Annotated in this window: 16 protein-coding genes; 12 read left to right on the top strand and 4 right to left on the bottom strand. The window is 37.9% G+C overall.

The window, feature by feature from the left end; all coding sequences use genetic code 11:
* Window positions 1-82 precede the first annotated feature (82 nt).
* The 12 genes from AC13CK_RS11380 (at window position 83) to AC13CK_RS11325 (ending at window position 13,046) form a co-directional block, all read left to right on the top strand.
* Window positions 83-1,234, top strand: coding sequence for a tyrosine-type recombinase/integrase (locus tag AC13CK_RS11380; protein ID WP_482831217.1), 1,152 nt, complete (start codon window positions 83-85; stop codon window positions 1,232-1,234).
* A gap of 376 nt (window positions 1,235-1,610) precedes the next feature.
* Window positions 1,611-4,205 (top strand): hypothetical protein, encoded by a 2,595-nt coding sequence (locus AC13CK_RS11375; protein WP_482831216.1) that lies wholly within the window; start codon window positions 1,611-1,613, stop codon window positions 4,203-4,205.
* 294 nt (window positions 4,206-4,499) lie between these two features.
* Entirely contained in the window at window positions 4,500-5,375 is an 876-nt protein-coding gene (locus AC13CK_RS11370; RefSeq protein WP_482831215.1) for a YagK/YfjJ domain-containing protein, read from the top strand.
* A 93-nt stretch (window positions 5,376-5,468) separates the two neighbouring features.
* Window positions 5,469-5,741, top strand: a complete 273-nt coding sequence (locus tag AC13CK_RS11365) for a hypothetical protein (protein WP_482831214.1) — start codon at window positions 5,469-5,471, stop codon at window positions 5,739-5,741.
* A gap of 20 nt (window positions 5,742-5,761) precedes the next feature.
* Complete coding sequence (locus AC13CK_RS11360; RefSeq protein ID WP_482831213.1) at window positions 5,762-6,796, top strand: DUF932 domain-containing protein; 1,035 nt, start codon at window positions 5,762-5,764, stop codon at window positions 6,794-6,796.
* A 150-nt stretch (window positions 6,797-6,946) separates the two neighbouring features.
* Entirely contained in the window at window positions 6,947-8,011 is a 1,065-nt protein-coding gene (locus tag AC13CK_RS11355; RefSeq protein WP_482831212.1) for a YqaJ viral recombinase family nuclease, read from the top strand.
* Between the two features lie 277 nt (window positions 8,012-8,288).
* A complete protein-coding gene (locus tag AC13CK_RS11350; protein WP_482831211.1) occupies window positions 8,289-9,188 on the top strand; it encodes a recombination directionality factor in 900 nt (299 codons plus the stop codon).
* 96 nt (window positions 9,189-9,284) lie between these two features.
* Window positions 9,285-9,515, top strand: a complete 231-nt coding sequence (locus AC13CK_RS11345) for a helix-turn-helix transcriptional regulator (protein ID WP_087662351.1) — start codon at window positions 9,285-9,287, stop codon at window positions 9,513-9,515.
* A gap of 72 nt (window positions 9,516-9,587) precedes the next feature.
* A complete protein-coding gene (locus AC13CK_RS11340; protein WP_482831210.1) occupies window positions 9,588-10,172 on the top strand; it encodes a class I SAM-dependent methyltransferase in 585 nt (194 codons plus the stop codon).
* Window positions 10,165-11,169 (top strand): HNH endonuclease domain-containing protein, encoded by a 1,005-nt coding sequence (locus tag AC13CK_RS11335; protein WP_482831209.1) that lies wholly within the window; start codon window positions 10,165-10,167, stop codon window positions 11,167-11,169. The genes AC13CK_RS11340 and AC13CK_RS11335 overlap by 8 nt, the downstream gene beginning before the upstream one ends.
* 330 nt (window positions 11,170-11,499) lie before the next feature.
* A complete protein-coding gene (locus AC13CK_RS11330) occupies window positions 11,500-12,201 on the top strand; it encodes a protein kinase family protein (protein ID WP_336019879.1) in 702 nt (233 codons plus the stop codon).
* Window positions 12,198-13,046, top strand: coding sequence for a DUF3037 domain-containing protein (locus AC13CK_RS11325; RefSeq protein WP_314295950.1), 849 nt, complete (start codon window positions 12,198-12,200; stop codon window positions 13,044-13,046). Before AC13CK_RS11330 ends, AC13CK_RS11325 begins: the two co-directional genes overlap by 4 nt.
* A 34-nt stretch (window positions 13,047-13,080) precedes the next feature.
* On the opposite strand, the gene AC13CK_RS11320 is transcribed toward AC13CK_RS11325, so the two are convergent.
* Genes AC13CK_RS11320 through AC13CK_RS11305 form a run of 4 tightly spaced genes read right to left on the bottom strand, consistent with a single transcriptional unit; the run spans window position 13,081 to window position 20,760 of the window.
* Window positions 13,081-14,565: a type I restriction-modification system subunit M gene (locus AC13CK_RS11320; RefSeq protein WP_482831208.1), complete on the bottom strand. Its 1,485-nt coding sequence runs from the start codon at window positions 14,563-14,565 to the stop codon at window positions 13,081-13,083.
* Window positions 14,562-16,445 carry a GmrSD restriction endonuclease domain-containing protein gene (locus AC13CK_RS11315; RefSeq protein ID WP_482831207.1) on the bottom strand — a complete coding sequence of 628 codons (1,884 nt, stop codon included), beginning with the start codon at window positions 16,443-16,445 and terminating at the stop codon, window positions 14,562-14,564. Before AC13CK_RS11315 ends, AC13CK_RS11320 begins: the two co-directional genes overlap by 4 nt.
* Complete coding sequence (locus AC13CK_RS11310) at window positions 16,442-17,989, bottom strand: restriction endonuclease subunit S (RefSeq protein WP_482831206.1); 1,548 nt, start codon at window positions 17,987-17,989, stop codon at window positions 16,442-16,444. The genes AC13CK_RS11315 and AC13CK_RS11310 overlap by 4 nt, the downstream gene beginning before the upstream one ends.
* Window positions 17,989-20,760 carry a type I restriction endonuclease subunit R gene (locus AC13CK_RS11305; protein WP_482831205.1) on the bottom strand — a complete coding sequence of 924 codons (2,772 nt, stop codon included), beginning with the start codon at window positions 20,758-20,760 and terminating at the stop codon, window positions 17,989-17,991. The genes AC13CK_RS11310 and AC13CK_RS11305 overlap by 1 nt, the downstream gene beginning before the upstream one ends.
* Between the last annotated feature and the right edge of the window lie 312 nt (window positions 20,761-21,072).

The raw sequence follows: 21,072 nt of genomic DNA, 5'->3' as shown, positions 1-21,072 counted from the left end.
ATTTGACCCCATATTTGCTCTTTGCGGGTAAATATTGGGAAAATTTACCCAGAACTTAATACATCAATTATGGGTAATCGACATGCCACTTACAGATACTGAATGCAGAAAAGCACAGCCGAAAGATAAACAGTATCGTCTTTCGGATTTACATGGTTTATCCCTCATCATTACCACCAAAGGTCAAAAATATTGGAATGTACGCGTCACTGTCCATGGTGAACGTAAGTCTGAATCGCTTGGCCTATATCCAGATTTAAGCTTAAAAAAGGCAAGGGAGCTTGCATATGAGCTTAAGCATCGATACTCACGATCAGTATTGCATGAAGACTTAAAGCCCTATTTCAAAGAAGTTGCAGAAGATTGGTTTAATAATCAAAAAGAAACCTGGTCATCCAAACACATCAGTAATGTTCGAGCTTCATTGGATGAGCTTTATATTGCTCTTGCTAATAAGCGTATTAATCAGATTCAGGCACCTGAGATTCTGCAGATCATTAAGAAAATTGAGGCAAGAGGCTCGCTTGAAATTGCAAAACGTACCTTGTCTCGTTGTGGCATGGTCATGAAATACGCTATTGCCCATGGATATCGCTATGACAATCCGGCAGGTGATTTAGTCTATGCCCTTAAGAATAAAAGGGTCAAAAACCTGGCTTCGCTTTCTGCCTCTGAGATGCCTGAATTTCTTAGACGTATTAAGGCTTATCCTGCCGATGCTCAAACACATCATGCCATTGTCCTGATTATGCTGACAGGCGTTCGGGTCAGTGAGTTACTGCAAGCACGTTGGGAAGAGTTTGATTTGGAAGGGCGTAAGTGGGATATTCCTGAAGAACGAATGAAGAACCGACTTTCACATCGTGTGCCGTTGACTGACATGATGATTGCTGAGCTTCATGCTTTGAGACTTACTCATAATCAGGAACTGCTATTTCCCCATCGTTTGAATAACAAAGAACCTATGCGTAGCGAGTCTATTTTGGCCGTGATAAAGCGTTGTGGTTATGCAGGGCGAATGACTACTCATGGTTTTAGATCTTTGTTCAGTACTGTTGTTAATGAATCTAATTTATTTAATCCAGATGCCATTGAACGCCAGCTTGCTCATGTTCCCCAGAATAGAATTCGTTCGGCCTATAACCGAGCGCAATATTGGGATGAGCGAGTGAGATTGATGGAGTGGTATGGGGAGATAATAAAAGGATGGATGTCAAAATCAGCTGAATTTTGACTCTGCTAGACTCACTGATTGCTTAGAAAAATATTGCTCTGAATACCTTAAATTGAGATTAGCCAATCACTTAAAGACGCGCATAGGCGCGTTTTTTTGTCCGTGATTTTTTAAAGTTTAGGTCGATCTGGATGGGATTTTGATCGAGCCTGAAAGAGTTGATGGTTGATATCTGAGTGAACTTTATGGTGTCTAAGTTACCTATATTTATATGGTAAATTTAGAATATTTTTATAAATTTTAAACTATATTATTAAGGTGATAATTAGTCTAATAAACTTGAATTTTAATGATAATTTTAAAGTGCTAAACTTGTATTTTAAATTATTTTTAGTAAAATAAAATCAAATAGTTAAATTAATTTTATGCGGTTGTAATGAATAAAAATATTGATTTTTATAAATTTATAAAAATAATTTATTCCAATGCTGAGGTTTTGGGTGCTAATCGTGATCAACTTTTACAAATGGATGATGTTATTAATGTCTATCAACTTGTTGATGAGGTTGTTCCATTTTTATTGGAGAGCTATAAGGGGGATCTAGTTTTTCCTGATGATCGTTTCAATCAAAAAAACATTAGGCTGTTGATTGATGCTTTGAAGCGCATAAAGTTTTTTCCAAACTTTAGACTTGAGGATATAAATCAAAATCACTTTTTTGAATTGCGAAAGTTTCTTACGTTTGTACAAAAAACTCAATCCAATCCCAAAATCCAAAGGAAATATCAGAGTATTGTTTTAGTGGATGAATCTTCAGGATGTTGGAAACTAGATGAAGAGGATTACGCAGAGGAATTTTTAAAGGAGTATCTTGCCTACCGTTATAAAAGTCAGCAGGAAAAGCATTCTTATGTTGAGGAACAGAGTAATACTGTTCAGGTGTTTAGCGATCATCAGGATGAAGCACTTGAAAAGTTTGCATTGGATGTGAAACAGGATATATCTTCATTGTTGGAACAGGCAGGGATGCTATATGTTATAGCAGCTAAAATTACATTCAGGAAAGATGGCAAGCAACTGTCAAATTTTAATCGGATAATCAATAAAAAGTCTAAATTATTAAACTGCCTCAAAGCCAACGAAAGTATCATTCGTATACTGTATAAACCATTTCGAGCGACTGAGGATAATCTGGAATACTACGCAGTATTTTTTGTTCAGTCAGCATCTCCTCTAAATGAAGATATATTTGTTCAACAAATCGCAGACGATTTATCTGCATCTTTGTCTATTGAACAAGATACATCAGTGCAAATCAGTGTCCAAAACCTGAATAATGTATTGAGGCAAAGTCTTTTCCCCTCTTTTCAATTAAAACATTTTTTACTTATTGATGGGGTGGATGATAATTGGGCATTTATTCAAAAGTGGTTTCTTGGATTTTTGTATCAGTTAGAACGACTTGGAGAAATACAGGATAAACCTAAACAGTCTCAAGAGGATTATATACATGAGGTGGTGGTATCTGCACTTCGTAAAATTAAGTTAAATTCAGGCACTGAGCGAATAGAACTTAAATTCACGTATCTTCGGGCTAATGACCCGCAAGATATCCAGCATCTTTTATTTTTTTGCTTAGGAAGACGTGCAAAAACGATCTGGAATATTGCTCATTTGTCAGAGAATGCAAGGGAATATATCCAGCGGATTTCAATCATCTATCAGGAAAATTTTGCAGCTTGGGACATGCAACAGTATCTTTCACTAGCTGTTGAAATTGAAACTTTTATCATGACATTGAAGGAATCGGCTTATGATGCATTTTATCCTGGTGCAGATACTGTTCGTGATAAATTAACAAAACAATCTGAAAATATAGAGAGCCTCATTACCCGACAACTTTTACAATTTTCTTGCATTCTTAGGAATCGCGATAACTTGGGAAGGTTGCAAAGAAAGCTTGAAGGTAAAACTGTTTCTAGAACACTAAAGTACTTTTTTTTGATTTATAAAAAACAAACCTGTGATGAGTATCTTGCTTCCATGTTGGATACTTTTTTAGGTGTGGAAATTAAAGAAAAAAGGATTAAAGAACAGTTTGATAGTATTGTTGCTGAATATCGATTCACTCAACCTTTATTTTTTAAAGCAGAATCTCGACAAAAACAGATAAAAAAAAGTAGTGAAATAATTCCACCTGAAATGGGTACACAGCAGGTTGATGAAACCACTTTAGAACGGAGTGATCTGATAGAAGAGGCTGGTTTTCAGGATGAGGCACGATTAGATGTCGAATCTACTGATGTTGAACAACCAGAACAAAGCTTAATGAGCATAGATCAGCCTGTTGAAACTACTTCAAGGCCTATAAAAGCTGTAGATCAGCCTTATAAACTTTTTCATGTTCAGCGACACCTGAGTCGACTAGCTAAAGTTGAAGCAATGTTAAAATCTGCGATGAAGACAGATGTAGTGATTGTGCGCTGTTTATTTGGTTGTAATCCTTCATTTCGATTAACTTATAAGGATTTTTCCGAAATATTTTCTGGCATGTTGCAGGACAATAAAAAAAGAAAACCAATATCTGAAATTACAGCCTATCTTGGTTACTGGGACGGTAATGAAAGAAAATCTCAAGATCAAATAACAAGTTATGCCGCTAATGTGGTTTTTATGTTTAAGGCACAAACACTGGTAGAGCATCCTGATCTATTTTCTGAATTGGAAAGACTATGGCAATTTGCATGCCGAAAAATTGAAAGTGATTACGATTCAGGGATGAGAGTTAATGGTTATGTGAAAAAATTACAGATAGCCCATGTATTGAAAGAACTCCAATGCACCCAAGTCGTAGTTGAAACCACTCAAAAACAACTATCTAAGAAGATTGTTGGGCATCTGGCAAGTTATATAGTTTATCAAGATCTGCTAGATGATAATATTTACCAAGAGCTTCCAAAATGGTTGATTAAAAAAAATGGAAGTTCAGGTAAAACTAAAACATCAAAGAGAGTCTATAACAAGACTTAACTTACGCTTCACTTTTCTCTGTAAAAACAGGGTAATTCGTAAGATTTTCCCTGTTTGCTATAGAAGTAGAAGTTTTCATTTCAGTCCTGTGCTTCCTTGCTTAGTCAGCCTGAGAATAGCTGGGATATATATTTAATATTATTAAATAATATTATTAAATACTTAAACAACTTAATAACCTTCATCATCCCCAAATGATGAAGGTGTTTTATTTAGAGAAAAATAACTCACCTACTTCAAATTTAAAAAATACAGATCTGTCACTCCTATGGAATTAACCATAGGACACCAACGATGAATGAACCACAAACCTTACTCGCTATTGAAAACCTGATGAAGGAAGTGATTAAGAAAACGTATCGCTGGCAAAAGTTGGAATCTGACTTAAACAGATTTAGAGAAGATGCAAAATTAATTTATGATTCAAACAGAACCTACAGCCCTTTGATTCAGGCTTACTTTGATTTGCTACCTGAGCTAATTAAAAAAGAAGATGAGACTATCTTTTTAAGTCCCATGGTATTTAAACAATTTCAAATTGGACTAAGGAAAGAACAGAATTCATTTTTAAGTAGTGCTAAAAACAAGAGAAAGAATAATTGGAATACACTCGAAAAGTACTTTAAAAACCTTCTCAGCCGACACCGTAAACTACTTTTGGTAAGGGTCGATCTATACTATTCATTAGAGACTCATCCTGGAGTGACTAAATTTTCTGAACATATAAGAATATTGCTTAAACGGCTACATGACAAAGATACGATTTTTGAAGGTCAAATTGGATATGCATATCGCTTAGAGCAGGGAGGCAAGTCGAAAGGCTACCATTGTCATTTATTGGTGATCTATAACGGGACACCTAAATGTAAGGACGGCTATTATGGGCAAGAGATTGGGCAGCTATGGAAGGAGAAGATTACTAAGGGGTGTGGTGAATTCTTTAATTGTAATCAGAGTAAACATAAGCAGCGCTATAAACAGGAAGGTAGACTTGGTATCGGAATGATTAAACGAAGCAACCCAAAATTTGTAAGTAATGCTTTTGAGGTCATCCGTTATTTAGCCATGATCGAGAAAGTTGATCAATACCCACGAGTATGGTGGCCCAAAAAGCCCCAATTTAATACTGCAGAAGATCCTGGGGAGCGTATTGATTCCAAAAAATCATAGATATACATCATCTACATGAACAATGAATGTTTATTCCTACATTCAAAGGCTTATCAGACGGTAAGCCTTTTTTTCATTTTAGAGGTATATCTTATGAATATTACATGTCCGTATTGCCATTCCGAAAACGTCAGCCGTGTGGTGAACCAGCAGTCCTCCAGTCAGGGCAGCCTGTCTTCAATGACCTGTGCCGGTATTGGTGCCAGCATTTCGAAAAGTTTGTCAATGCCGATCTCTCCGTGGATGGGTGGAATTGCAGGGGCAGTGGTTGGTGGTTTGATTGATAGTTTCATTCAACCATCTCGACCAGTAGCTGCATCTGTTCGTTATTTCCACTGTCACCATTGCCAACGCAATTTTGATTAACCCGGTTCAGGAGAAAAGATATGGCGCATCAAGTCGAACAAATGGCTTATGTCGGTGATACCCCTTGGCATGGCTTAGGTAATCAACTCACTCAAAATCAGCCGATTGAAATCTGGGCCCAGCAAGCAGGCATGGATTGGCGAATTAAATCTTCCGATGTCAGCTATATGGCAAAGAATGAACGCGGGCAGAGCATCATCATGCCCTATGAAGAACAGCGAGTACTGTATCGTTCCGATACCCATGCTCCCTTATCTGTGGTCAGTCAGCGTTATCAGGAAGTGCAACCGATGGAGATTCTGGAGTTCTACCGGGATTTGACTGAGCAATCCGGCTTTGAATTGGAAACTGCGGGTGTACTCAAAGGGGGCAAGAAGTTCTGGGCATTGGCACGCACCGGACAATCTACGGCACTCAAGGGCAAGGATGTCAGTAATGGTTATATCTTATTGGCAACCGCATGTGACGGTACGTTGGCCACCACAGCACAGTTCACCAATATCCGTGTGGTCTGCAATAACACGCTTGCGATTGCCTTGCGTGGACAGAGTAGCAGTGCGGGTGTGGTGAAAGTCCCACACAGTACTAAGTTCGATGCTGACAAGGTTAAGCAGCAATTGGGCATCTCAGTCCGTGCCTGGGATGAGCATATGTATGAAATGAAACAGCTGACTCAACGTAAAGTCACCCAAGGAGAAGCGGCTGCCTATTTTGATGCAGTGTTTAACAATACCAGCATGAGTGCTGCCGATCAGGAGGAGAACATCATTCAATTCTATCGCAATATCGCTACTCCAACTCCAGTCAAAGAAAAGCCTGAACCGAATGGGCGTGCCATGGCTAAAGTCATGGACATGTTTAATGGACAAGGTCGTGGTGCAGAGCTTAGCTCAGCCAAAGATACTGCCTATGGTTTGCTGTGTTCAATCACCGAGTTTGCCGATCATGAACGTCGTGCCATGAGTACGGATCATCGCCTCGATTCAGCCTGGTTTGGTGCAGGTGCTGCATTAAAGCAGCGTGGATTAGAACAGGCGCTTCGCTTAGTAGTTTAAGTTTCATTTAAGCTAGTGCTATTACAATAATGGTCAAGGGTCATGTAGATGATCCTTCTCCAGTGAAAATCCCCTTTTGCCACATCTCCAGATGTGGCTTTTTTTATGCCGAAAATTTTTACAGACCACACTATTTATAAGGATTAAAGCATGAATCAGATTGCACCGATAAATATCCCTCAACGAACTCATTTCCCAATTCCGAATGAGAGCAATCAATCCAATACAGTCGCTAAACGAACAACGACTGCCAAGCGTTTAGCCAATACCAAAAACATGGATTACCAGGAATGGCTGGAAGTACGTAAGCAAGGTATTGGCAGTAGTGATGCCGCAACCGCATGTGGATTGAATCCCTACATGTCAATGTTGGAACTGTGGATGATCAAGACCGGTCGAACTCAGCAGAATATAGATGATGACAGCTCAGGCGTTGCACCGTTGTATTGGGGCAAACAGCTAGAGCCATTGGTGGCTGAGTACTACAGTCTGCACACCAATAATAAAGTGAGACGAGTGAATGCCGTGCTTCAGCACCCCGATCCCGACAAAGCTTTTATGCTAGCAAATCTAGATTACTCAGTCGTGGGTAGTGATGACGTACAGATCCTGGAGTGTAAGACTGCCGGAGAACATGGTGCCAGACTATGGCGAGATGGTGTGCCTTTATACGTACTGTGTCAGGTACAGCACCAACTTGCAGTGACAGGTAAACAGGCAGCGCATGTCTGTGTCCTGATCTGTGGGCATGAAACCAAGATCTTTAAAGTCAGCCGTTCTGAATCAGTGATTCAACACATCATTCAGGCAGAGCGTTATTTCTGGGAATGTGTGGAAATGGATACTCCGCCATCAGTCGATGCCAGTGAATCCGCAGCCAAAGCCATTCTGCAACTCTATCCAGCGCATGTACCGCTGAGCGTTGAAGATCTCTCGCAAAATGAAAATGCCAATTTGATGTTCGATCAGCTCATTAAAATGAAAGAAGAGATTCAGCATAAGCAGGAACGCTTTGACCAGCTGAAGCATCAGATCCAAATGCTGATGAAAGATGCTGAACGAGCCACCTTTGCTCATGGCTCTGTGGTCTGGAAGAAAGCCAAAGACTCTATCAGCCTGAATACCAAGGCATTGCTTCAGCACCAGCCTGAACTCATTGAGCTTTACCCCCTTCAAAAGCCGGGCAGTCGTCGATTCAATATCTATACCGACTAGCCTGTTTCAGCCCATTCAAATAGCGAAGCGCAAAAACCGCTCCCCGCCCTCCATTCGCTAGGAATAGAGGGCAAACGGTCGCGGCTTTTGTTGCTAGCAACGTTATTCATTCATTTTTAGTTGATTCAATTATTTCGAAACATGCTTCTTACATATCTACGGCTGGTCTGCTAGCAATAATCTATTTCTGTTGATTGGATTTATTGAGTTTCTTTGAAACACATCTCTTACATAGCAGCGGAAGATCTGTAAGAAAATAAATTTAAGGATATTTTCCATGATTAAAGGTTTAGCGATTACACCGCCCGTATTGGGGCGTATCAGTATTGGCCGTGTCATTGAAAAGAACGGCAAGCGATTGCCTGAAAAAGATGATCAGTTCACCATTACTTCCCAGATCCAAAGCAAAGAGGGATGGGTCAAACATCCATTAGATGAACAGCTTCGAGCCAGTACGCCGAATCAAAAGCTACGCTCAATCCCCGTCAGAATGATCTTTAATGATCCTGATTTGAACTTACGCGCTGAATACACCTTATTTGACCGACAGACAGGACGGTCAGTCTGTGTCGGCAACGGTGAAACCTGCCAGCGTTTAACCAATCAAGGTGTAGAGCAACATCCCTGTCCATCGCCAGATTTATGTCCTCTTGCTCAAGGCGGTAACTGCAAACCTTATGGACGTTTACATGTGAACCTGGATGACTCAGATGAATTTGGCACCTTCATCTTTAGAACCACGGGCTTTAACAGTATTCGAACTTTGGCTGCACGGCTGAGTTATTACCACGCAGCTTCAGGAGGTTTATTGTCTTGTCTGCCTTTGCAACTGACTTTAAGAGGCAAAAGCACCACACAAAGCTATCGGCAACCGGTGTACTACGTGGATCTGACTTTACGTGAGGGCATTAGTCTGAATGATGCGATTGCTCAAGCCAAGCAAATTGATGAACAGAGCAAGCAAGCTGGGTTTTATCAGGAGGCTTTGGACTTTACGGCAAGGAAGGGTTTTGCCAATGCGCGATTTGAAACAGATATAGAGGAAGGGTTAGATGTACTTGAGGAATACTATCCTGAACAAGAGCAGAGCCGAGTGGTAGAGCAACAAGCTTCGCATGAAGGGTTTGTACAGAATATTCAGCAGGGGTTGCAGCAAAGTGTAAGAGCGGTGAATTAGGCCAAGGTGCTGAAGTATTCAAATTAGTTTTTTACAGAACGTCCTGATTGTTTGAGCGGTAGACAGCTCGCTTAAACAATCTAAGGAGAATCGGTCATGAATACATTTATTGGTCAAACATTTCAAATGCATCAGCTTATCAATATCAAACAAGTTGTGTTGTTTACAGGAGTAGGACGTTCAACTATCTATGAAATGATGGATGAGAATTCACCTTATTACGATCCCACATTCCCAAGGAAAGTTAAAATTACTCAAAATCGTATCGGCTGGTCAGCTTATGAGATTCATCAATGGATTGAAAATAAGTTGGCGAGTCGAGAATAAGGGATGCTTTTAGCTCCCTTATTTTTTTGTTTTCTTGTAGACTGAAAATGTCTTTTAGCCTAAGTGTCCGTAATGAAAACAATAGACTACTACAATAAACATGCAGAAGAATTTACAGTTTCAACGTTTGAAGTTCATATGGAAAGCCTATATCAGCCATTTTTAGCTGAGTTGCCTGAAGGTGCTCGGATTCTGGACGTTGGCTGTGGTTCGGGACGAGATACTTTGGCTTTTAAAAACAAAGGCTATCAAGTTGAGGCAATAGATTATTCTGCTGAGCTGATTAAAAAGGCCAAGGAGCTGACCGGCATTGAAGTACGTCAACAAAGTTTCTATGAATTAAATGAGAGTGAAAAGTACGATGGTATTTGGGCCTGTGCTTCTCTGTTGCACTGTGACAGAGATTGCTTGCCTGAAGTGATGGGGCGCATATTCAAAGCACTAAAGCCAAATGGTGTGTGTTACATGTCTTTTAAATATGGCAATACAGACCGTGAGAAAGACGGGCGTAGCTTTACTGATCTAAATGAGCTGCAAGCGCATGACTTACTTAAGCAGATCGATCAAGCTTTACTATTACAACAATGGATTACGCTAGATAAACGTCCAGATCGTGATGAAAAGTGGTTAAATCTACTTTGGAGAAAGCATGCCTGATTTTATTCCTACAGCGCAGGAGCAGCTTAAGTTCCTTAAAAATATTCAGCTGATTTTACAGTCAGGTAGTTTTAGCAGTACCTATAAATTTGCGTTACTGATTAGCCTTAGCCGATTGGCTATTGAAAAAGGTGAAGACTCAGGCGAAAGCCTATCACTTGAGTATACAGAGATTGCTGAAAAGTTTATTGATTTGTATTGGAAGCAGGCTGTGCCATATACCTTTAATGATCATGGACAGCTGATCTTGAATCAAAACAATGGCAAGCAAGCTGCCATTGTGAATCGCATTATTAAGCTTAGACAGATTTATTCGTCGCTAGGATTATTAAGACGAGATGCCTTGGTATGGTTGAAGTTAGTTAAAGATGTGGCACGCACTGTTAAAGAGATGCCTGTACGTTATCTGCAAAACATCAATGGTCAAAATTTTGAGTTTATATATCAACTTAACCAGTGTGGAAAGCAACTCACTCTTCTGCCTCAAGTCATGTATTGCCTACGTCAATTCAGCGAGATTATTGAAGAACTTTGTCAGAAACGTTGGATTGATTACATCCGAAAAAATAGCAGTAATGCTCCGATTTTGAATCAGTTGCCAAACCTAGAACAATTTATGTTTGAGCCGAATAGGAACCAGTTGAATGCAGTGGCAAATATCTTGGTAGAACTACAAGAATGTAAATGCTTCTACTGCAATAAACCAATGAAAAAAGGCAGTTATGCAGTCGATCATTTCATTCCATGGTCTATGTATCCCTCAGATACAGGTCATAATTTTGTATTGGCAGATTCAAGCTGTAATTCTAAGAAAAGTAATTTACTTGCATCAGATGAGTTTTTGCATAAGTGGCAGGAGCGGAATGAAGAACAGGATTTGATCATTGTAGATCGAATATCGGTGCTGGGCTTTTTGACGGATAAAGAGCGGTCGCATAAGGTGGCGGAGTGGGCTTATGCACAGGCCCAAGATAATGGCTATATTTTTTGGGAATAAATTCTTATTTAATTGCGTAGAGGAACGAAAATATTTTCATTGTTAGTCGTAGATTTTTAAGATTATTTAGAGCCGATCTATTCTTTTTTTGATAAAGTAATAAAATAAATATATTTCTTGCATTTTATAAATATGACTATCGAAATAATTGAAGAAGAGGGGTACCTAGAAACACTTAGACTAGTAAGTAGTACTAGTGGAGGGTGTTCGGCAAGTACTAGATTGGCTACAGTGTGTTGGCCTGATGGGGAGGAAGTTGATACTTTTATTAAGATTTTCCCATTTGTAAGTCGAGATCGAGAAATCATAAACGAAAGTTTTGGGTACTTGATGGCTAATAAAGCATCTTTGAAGCAATCTCCAAGAGTAGCTCTTATAAAAATATCTGTGGATGATATTCCTGCAGATCCAGCGGATACATTTGCTCATCAATATGGGTTTTATTATGCTTGGGCTTGTAGAAGTATTGGCAGCAGTAATATGAAAAAGCTATATTTCTCGCCACCTTTCAGTAGTGGCACAGTTGATGAATTTGCAAAGTATTTTGATGCTTTAACAGAGTGGGATGATTTCGAAAAATTAATTACATTTGATGATTGCATAGGTAATTGTGATAGAAATCCAGGTAATATCATTTTCTTAAATAAAAATAGTTTAGCTATTATTGATCATGGTTTAATCTTTGGTGGAGTAGATTGGGTAAACTGTGGTTTAGTAAATGCTCATAACTTTACTAATTGGTTGGAAGAGTTCTTTATAAATCAGCATGGCGGAAATCCATCTACAATTGCATGGAAACCTATTATTGATGCATCAAATAATAATCTAAGAGCATTTGATGAGCCATGTTTTGATGAGATATCGAGTGATATTGAAGAGGTCTTTAATAGTTTAATTCCAAACGTACCAACTACAAAAGTGGTTATTGCTATTTTAGTGCAATACTTTAAAGATCGACTGCAAGGAAGTGTTGCAAGGTTTAATGGGTTATCCTCTTATTTCAATAGTAGTTTGGGAGCTGTAGCACCATGAGTAAACTACATTTAGTTAAAACACAAAATTCTAAAATCGTACGTGGTGAATGGTCTTTAATTCAGTGGAATCCTGATCTTGCTACTGAAGAACTTTTAAATATTGGTGTGGCACTTAATATTGATGGGACTATAAACTTTAAAATGTTGGACCAGTTCGAGAGGTTATCATGCCTTTTTGATAGTTCTGTGATTCAACATGTTCAAGACGTCATTGAACTTTCATTACCAGCTTTAGCAAACAATTGTAGAAATTTTTCTGAACAAATTAAATGGATTGATAAGGGTGTAGCAAAGGGTAATTCAGAAGAAGAAATTCTTGATCGACTTTATAATCGTGTTATTACTCTTGCTAGAGAATGTAGTAGGAAAACAGTAAGATCAGAATTTAAGACAGTGCAAAGTGATGCACTTATTAACAGAATTACTAAAAAATTCAAAGATAAAGTAAAGGGAGACCCTTTACTATCAGGGGTCATCCCTAATCAAAAATATATCGCTTTTAATAATGATAGCCTTTTAGTTCCATTACAAGGAACTAAAGGTTATGGTGGAATTGTTTCAGCAGTAACGCCTAATTTAGATAGAATAAGCAGTAACTATTTAATGAATGTTAATGACTTGAAAACAGCGGCAATCTTAAATAATAGAGAACCGACTTTTTTTATTTTAAGTCCAACAGATGATGAGTTAGATAAGTTAGATAGTGATAAAGCAGAGAAAATAGATAGCCTAATCGAGAGTCTAAATCGAAAGCAACAGCAACAAGGCATCAAAATAGAATGTGAAACATCTGAGTTAATACTGTTAGATAAAATTAAGCATTGGGCTTCAAAAGCAGCATGATGAAAAGGGCTCCCATCTAGGGAGCCTTTTTTTATTAGTTTTCTAGTTTCGTTAGAACGCTACGGAAATTTTCTAAAGCTGACTCGATATTTTCGATAATTTCATTAGCTAGAATGTCTGGATCAGGTAGATTATCTAAATCTGTCAGACTTTTGTCTTTAAGCCAGAATACATCAAGACTCGTTTTATCTCGTTTGACTAATTCAGCATAGCTAAACTTTTTCCAACGACCCTCAGGATTGTTCTCAGCGTGCCAAGTTTCAGAACGCTCAAAACGATTTAAAGGGTTATAGCATTTGATGAAGTCTTGTAGATCTTCAAAACGCATTGGTTTTTTCTTTAAGGTGTGGTGTACATTCGTTCTGTAATCGTAGTACCAAACTTCTTTAGTCCATGGATCTTTACTAGCAGGTTTGTTATCAAAGAACAGTACATTTGCTTTTACGCCATTAGCATAAAAGATACCTGTAGGTAAACGAAGAATAGTGTGTAATTCAGTTTTGGACATTAACTCTTTACGGATCGTTTCACCAGCTCCACCTTCAAACAAAACATTATCTGGAACAACAACAGCAGCCCGTCCAGTTGTTTTTAACATCGAACAAATATGCTGTAGGAAGTTAAGTTGTTTGTTTGATGTGGTTGCCCAAAAGTCCTGACGGTTATACGTCAAATCTTCTTTTTCCTGTTCGCCATCTTCATTGGTAAAGCTCATTGAGCTTTTCTTACCAAATGGAGGGTTTGCCAATACATAGTCCACAGTAATTGGACTAGGTGCAATCAACGCATCATTTGGTGAAATAAGACTATCTTTGTCAATTTCACCAATGTTGTGCAGAAACATATTCATCAGGCACATGCGACGAGTATTTGCGACAATCTCATTACCATGGAAGGTACTATTCTTTAAAAATGCTTTTGCATCTTTATCTAAAGGGGCATCAGGATTTTTTGTTAAAAACTCATACGCTGAGAGGAAGAATCCACCAGTACCACAAGCTGGATCAGCAATTGTTTTATTCGGTTCAGGACGGACACATTCAACAATCGTTTTAATTAAAGAACGTGGAGTGAAGTATTGACCTGCACCAGATTTAGTATCTTCGGCATTTTTTTCTAAAAGGCCTTCGTAAATATCACCTTTAACATCCGTATTTAAAGTGACCCATTGAGTGCTATCAATCATTTCAATGAGACGTGATAATTTTGCAGGGTCTTGGATTTTATTTTGGGCCTTTGTAAAGATTTGACCCAACATGCCTTTTTCCTTGGCAAGATCTCGTAAAAGGCTAATGTAATGAAGCTCTAGCTCGGCACCTTTTGTATTTAAAAGCGTATCCCATTTATATTTTTCAGGAATGCCAACATTACGACGATAAGGTGGTTTGGAATACTCATCAGCCATTTTTAAGAAGATGAGATACGTAATCTGTTCGAGGTAATCTCCATAACCAACACCATCATCACGAAGGGTGGTACAAAAGCTCCATACTTTTGAAACTATAGATGATGCATTCATGAAGTTGCCTCTGCATTAGCTTGTGTGTATTGGTTAATAAATTGGTTAGATCTTAAGGTTTTACCCATAGTTTGATATATGAGACTAATAAGGTTATCAGCTCGTAATCTCATAAATGATTCAAAATCATCTTTACGGATCTCATCGGTTGGTATGAGATGGCCTTCTAGAATTGAATCCATTTGCTCATCAGAGTATTGAGTCGTATTAAAATTCTGTAATCGACTTAAATAAATAGATGGTGCTTTACCTCCAATCGCTCTATTTGTGGAGGCTGATAGAGGGGTTTTGTTAATAATCGAATCATATACTGCCGGTTTTATTTCTTTTTCCTTACACCATTGTTGAGGGAAAATATGGTGGATATCTAAAGGTTTGCCATCTAAATCAAGTTGCTGAATGGTTTCATTCCAAAAGAAGTCTTTTGCACCTTCACGGAGTACTAAAGTATTGATACCTTTATAAGCAGCACTTTGGCGAGATCTTAAAGTTTCAAGTCGTTCAGGTTGGAATGAAGCGTCAAAAATCGTTCTGATAATGGTTTCATCATTCTCTACCCAAGCTATGAAATCTTCTAGGTCATTGGCAGTTCTAGTTTCAGCAGCACCACCATAGAGCTCACCTAAGACGCCACACCAGAACCATTGTTCTAACTTTTGTAGAATTTTAGGTTCACGCCAATTCATTTTTCTTTCAGCTAATTTTGTCATAATTGCTGCGAGAGGAATAAGTTGACCACGGTATGGTAATTCACGTTCTGAGAAGAAACATTGTTTCGTAAGGAAGCTTGCGACTTCAGTAAAGCCAGTCTCAACAGCATTCGCCCATTGCTTATAATCCTGTAAGGTCAGAGTCAGTACAGCTTGTCGCTTAGCTGAAACCGCAGAAAGTAATTTACCTGTTTTACCTTCCTTTCTGTCAATTTGACGTTTATCATAGGTAGTTAATAAACTGATAACTTGTAAAAAATCGGTTGGTTCAAGTTTTGAGAGAATTTTTCGATTTTCAACAATACGTTGATAACGTCCCTCGAGGGCTTGTTTTTGATCACCGTACCAATCTTCTCGTAGATTATTGCCTTTATCATTTTCTGCTGCAAATGATGCAGTGACCAATTCAAAGACAGAGAGGGGAACACCACCTGTATTTACTTTTTCAAATACAAGGCATACAGCATCTTTAGATGTATTTTTGTTGAGCTGAATCACTGGAATTTTATAGGATTTGAATTCCTGTAAGACTTTATCTTTAAAGTCAGCGAAACGAATATATTTATCCTGATTGTATTTCAGCAATCCCATTTCCCAAGCATGGCTATTAAAGATCAAGCTACAAGGGAAAAACATTGCTTCATACTCTTTCTCAGTCGTCGAGAAATCTAAAGTAATAAGCTGACCAGCACCATTTTCGATTTGTTTAAAATCACGATCAAAATTCGTTTTAACCGTTTTATCTTTACCAACCGAAATAAAAGCGTCATCGAATTGTCCATTTAGGGCAGCTTCGATATCTATATAGTAATAGCGCTCAATTTCTTGACCTTTTTCAGTAAAGGTTTTAACAGGCTTATTTAAAGCTAAGACTTGTGTTAAAGAAGTCAGTCGTTGTTGACCATCTAAGATTAAATATTTAGGTGAAGGCGTTTCACCTGAAAATTCTACATTTTCAACAGCACGTACTTTAAAGTTGACAGGTCCACCAGTCTCTAGAAGCATGACTGCACCCACAGGGAAGGAACGTGCAATACTCACTAACAGTGAGCGAATATGTTCATCGTCCCATACCCAGCCACGTTGGAAGTCGGGTAGTTGAAGTTCACCATTTTTAATTTGATGAATTAAGGTCTCTAATTCAGGCTGTTTAGTTTCGAAAGTGCTCATATCAATTCCTGTTGAGCAGGCTCATCTTTTTTTGTAGTTTTGGTTTTACGCTTAGTTGGCTTTTTAGGAGCTTTGTTGGCTTTGGATTTTGCTAACTCTTCCTCTTTTTCCGCCTTAATACGTTCAAGTAAAACTGAAGCAGGTTCATCGTTCGGAACTTGTGGAATGAGTTGACCTGAAAAAGCTTTCTGTAAAATAGATTGTTTTAAGAGATGTGCTCGTTTTAGCTCTGAGTCCAAGTATTGGCGTGTAACTTTTTCTTTATCTAGGAAGTTAGAAATAATTTTCACTATTTCCCGTTGTTCTTCTAAAGAACAAAATGGGAAGGGGTAATTCTGTAATTTTTCACCATTAATATTAGATTGATTCACACCATCTGTTTTAACTGAGTTGCCATAGGTTTTAGCAATGTGTGAGTTGAGATAGTAATTTAAAAAATTTGAATCAATCAAATTTGAATAGTGATTAACACGAATTAAATAACCAGCAAAAATTGCAGGTTTTTCGCCTTTATAAATTGCTGTTTTACCAACCAGTTCTGGGCTATTTGTACGATTAAAAAGAACATCTCCTGCTTTTAATTCATACTGCTCGATTTCTTGTTCATCTGATGTATAAACTAAATCATCCCAATCAATAACACCTTGTTGAATATTACCCATACGTATCACTGGAACAGAGCCAGATTCTTGAGATTTTGCTGAAGTTCCATATTCAACACCTGACGTAATATTCCCAAGTGTGTCCCAGTACCACTCCGCAGGTAGAGCAGGTAATGTTGTTAAGGTGTCATTTATCAATGTTTGTATGTCTTTTGGAGCTCTAGGCTTGGTAGGTTTGCGTCCTTCCAACTGCTTTGATTCCCATTTTTTTACAGATTCTTTCCATTTCTCTATTTCATTCTCATATCTACTTTTTCTTTCAGCAGCCAATTTAGATTTTAAGAGTTCACTTTGGACAACTAAGAAGTCATTATTTCTACGCCATTCTTCTGTTAACTTCCCTTCAAAAGCTTGAATAAGAGTAGCTTCTCGATAAATCTCTAATTGCTTCTTTGCGGTTTCTAAAGACTGAATACCATCATCAACTTCAGAAAATAACTCCTCAATTTTTTGAACAATTCGTATTTGCTCAGCATAAGGTGCTATAGGGTAAGAAAAGTTTTTTAATAAAGAGAAATGACGAGCGTATCCTTTGTTTGGAATCTTTAAGCTTTTTAAAAGATAAAAAGCATACTTAATTGAAACTGTAGAGTTAACATTTAGTACTTTAATACCATCTGCACCGGGAACAAAAGGATCATTAAATAGCTTTATAACTTTTGTATGATCTCCAAATATTATTTTGGTTCCATCGTGATTAACTAATTTAGATGGGTCATTTGAAAATCCGCTAACTAATTTTGAACTACTTTGATCAATGACAGGATATAAGCCATTAGCGAGGTATTCATCTTCTTTAATTTTGAGCTTAGATATACTGATGTTTTCGTAAATAGTTTCAAAAGATACTGAAACCCAATTTTCAGGCAGTTCTGATTTCATCAAGCGACTAGCTCCAAATTCATTTCTTGAATAATAGTGTCCATATCATCTCCAAATAGCTGATACATGCGACCTAAACCACCTTCACTATCAAAAGGAGCCATGTCGAGGTCATCATGATCAATATGGAAAGAGTTTGCAATGTGATCACGCATCATTCGTAACCAGTCAAGCTGTACATCAGAGAACTTAGAACCTTCAGTATTGTTGGATTTAAAAATCCAACGTTTAAAATTTTGACGCACTGTTGCATCATAAGGAACTAAAGCTTCGTCTAAACCACAGATACGGCGTAATAAAGACATCAGGGCAGTAAGATCATTGATTGGACGAGAAGCGGTTGTGTCGTAACTTTCTAAATATGCAAACGCATCCCATACACGTAATGGAGCAAGTTTTGGTCGCTCGTGCTGTAATTTTACCAATAACTCTTTAATCATGGCATAAGTGACTTGAGCACGTTGGTGTGGAATATTGAAGTAAATATTCAGTGCAGAAATTTCATCAATATTTTCATGAAGGTATTCAATGAAATCTTTTCTCAAGGCTTCACTATTGGTTTGAATGTCACCAGCCCATTCCGCAGTGACGACTTCATCAATTTCATCTTCTAAATAAACTTGCTCAGTTTGCTTGCGGATAGTATCAAGTAAGTCAATCATATTCCCATTAAGAATTTTAACTGCTTCTTTAACACGAGCTTTAAGAATCGGTTTAACATGTTCGTCTGTAACTTCCTCATCAGATGTTAGTCCATGCTGTTCCATTGCGATTTGATTTACTTTATCCGAATCAACGGCATCAAACAGATTTTTCACAAAAGAGCGTAAGCTTAAACCGTTTGATTCTTTTTCAAAAAGCTCAAGTTGATAGTCATCTAATTGACGTTCCATTCGAGAAAGGCGGTTGGCAAAAGAGACAACAGTATCTGGATCATGTGCTCCTAAAGTTAATCCTCGTGCAAGATCCTTTAATGGTACAGTTGGTTTAGAGTCCAAAGGTTGACTAGCTGTTTTTAAAGACTCAGTTACACCTATCGCATCGACAATCACATAACGACTCTTAGCACCTTTAGCTGATGGAGTAACCTTCTTGAGGTTTTCTTCATCTAGGGTACGTGTACCACGACCTTTCATTTGTTCAAAATAGTTCTTACTTTTCACATCACGCATGAAGAGTAGACATTCAAGTGGTCGGATATCTGTGCCTGTGGCAATCATATCGACCGTAACAGCAATACGTGGATAAAAGTTATTACGGAATTGGGCTAAGACTGTTTTAGGATCTTCATCAATTTTGTAAGTGATCTTCTTGCAAAAATCATTGCCCTCACCAAACTCATCCCGAACGATTTGAATGATGTCATCCGCGTGACTGTCCGTTTTTGCAAAGATGAGTGTTTTAGGCACTTCAGCTCGACTAGGGAAAATGTTTGGTAAATTGTTTTTGTAGGTTTGTACTACTTTACGAATCTGATCGGGTAAGACAATTTCCTTATCTAATTGCTTTTTCGAATATTCAGTGTCTTCATCGGTTGTTTGCCATTTAGTTTTACGTGTTTTTCTTTCACGTAATTGGATCAAACGTTCAGCCTCAACTTTGACACCTTCTTGTGTTTTTTTAGTTCGAATAATAAAGGTATCGTTACCAACGTTTACACCATCTGCAACAGCCTTCTCATGATCATATTCACTGACTACATTGGCATTAAAAAAACCATAAGTACGGTTGTCAGGCGTTGCAGTTAAACCTACTAAGTAGGCATCAAAGTAGTCGAGAACTTGACGCCATAAATTATAAATAGAGCGGTGACATTCATCGATAATAATGACGTCAAAAAATTCAGGTGGAATTTTTTTATTATAGACAACAGGTAATGGTTCTTTGGGTTGTGTCATCTGCTCAGCAAGGCTTTCTTCTTCCTCAGACTCATCCAATGGTTCATCTTTAAGAATCGAATACATCCGCTGAATCGTACTGATATAAACCTCAGCATCAGTAGGAACATAGCTGCTTCTTAATCGGCTTACAGTATATAACTCTGTAAATTTTCTATGATCATCTTGAGGAATGTAGGTCATGAACTCTTGTTCAGCCTGTTCACCTAAATTTTTAGTATCAACAAGAAATAGAATTCTTTTGGGTTTGGCGTGCTTTAAGAGGCGATAAGAAGACGTGATTGCAGTAAATGTTTTACCAGAGCCTGTAGCCATCTGAACTAATGCTCGTGGTTTATCTAACTTAAAAGAAGCCTCTAGATTTGTAACTGCAATAATCTGACAATCACGTAGACCTGTATGGTCTAATTTAGGTAAGTCATGCAAACGCCCACGAAATGATTTTGATTCCTGTGAAAGCTTTAGGATTGTTTCTGGTTGAAAAAAACTAAAGATACGACGTGATTTAGGTTTTGGATCTTTAAAATCTGTAAAACGAGTAATGACACCAGTACTTTCAAATACAAATCTTAAAGGGTAGTCATTATTAATATATTTAAGTGTTGAATTGGCATATCGAGAAGATTGTTCTTCGACAGTCGTAATTTTATCTCCCCATTCTTCAGACTTAGCCTCAATTACACCAACAGGTTCATTATCGACAAAGAGGGCATAGTCAACTGGGCCGGTAGAAGTTGGATATTCTCTGATCGCAATGCCTAGTCCTGCAGAAAAGTTCATTGTATCTAAATTTTGTATTTCCCATCCGGCTTCTTTAAGTTGAGCATCAATGTTGTCCCGTGCAATTTGTTCTGGGTTTTGGTTCAAAGTCATTGATGTCTATCCCTCTAAAATTATTAAAAATTATGAGAAATAATTTATCATGTTTTTGTCCGAAAATGTCCGAGGCCATCCAAAAAATATAGTTAGTATTAGGCTAAGGAAGTAGGAGGAAGTTGAATATTATTAGAAAAGATTATGTGGGTAATTGTTTGGTAAAAATATGAATGAGATTAGACGGTAAGATTCAGTTATATCGGGATTTTTAGTGAGGGTTCAATTGCCACCATCTCAACTTTACTAGCTGAGTGATTATTAAACCTCTATGACTTTTTCTCATGGATAGATTAGTTTTTATCATTTTTG

The sequence above is a fragment of the Acinetobacter sp. L-24 genome (assembly GCF_056857555.1).
Note: the sequence above shows the minus strand (reverse complement) of the source record. Positions and strands in the feature narration are given on the sequence as shown.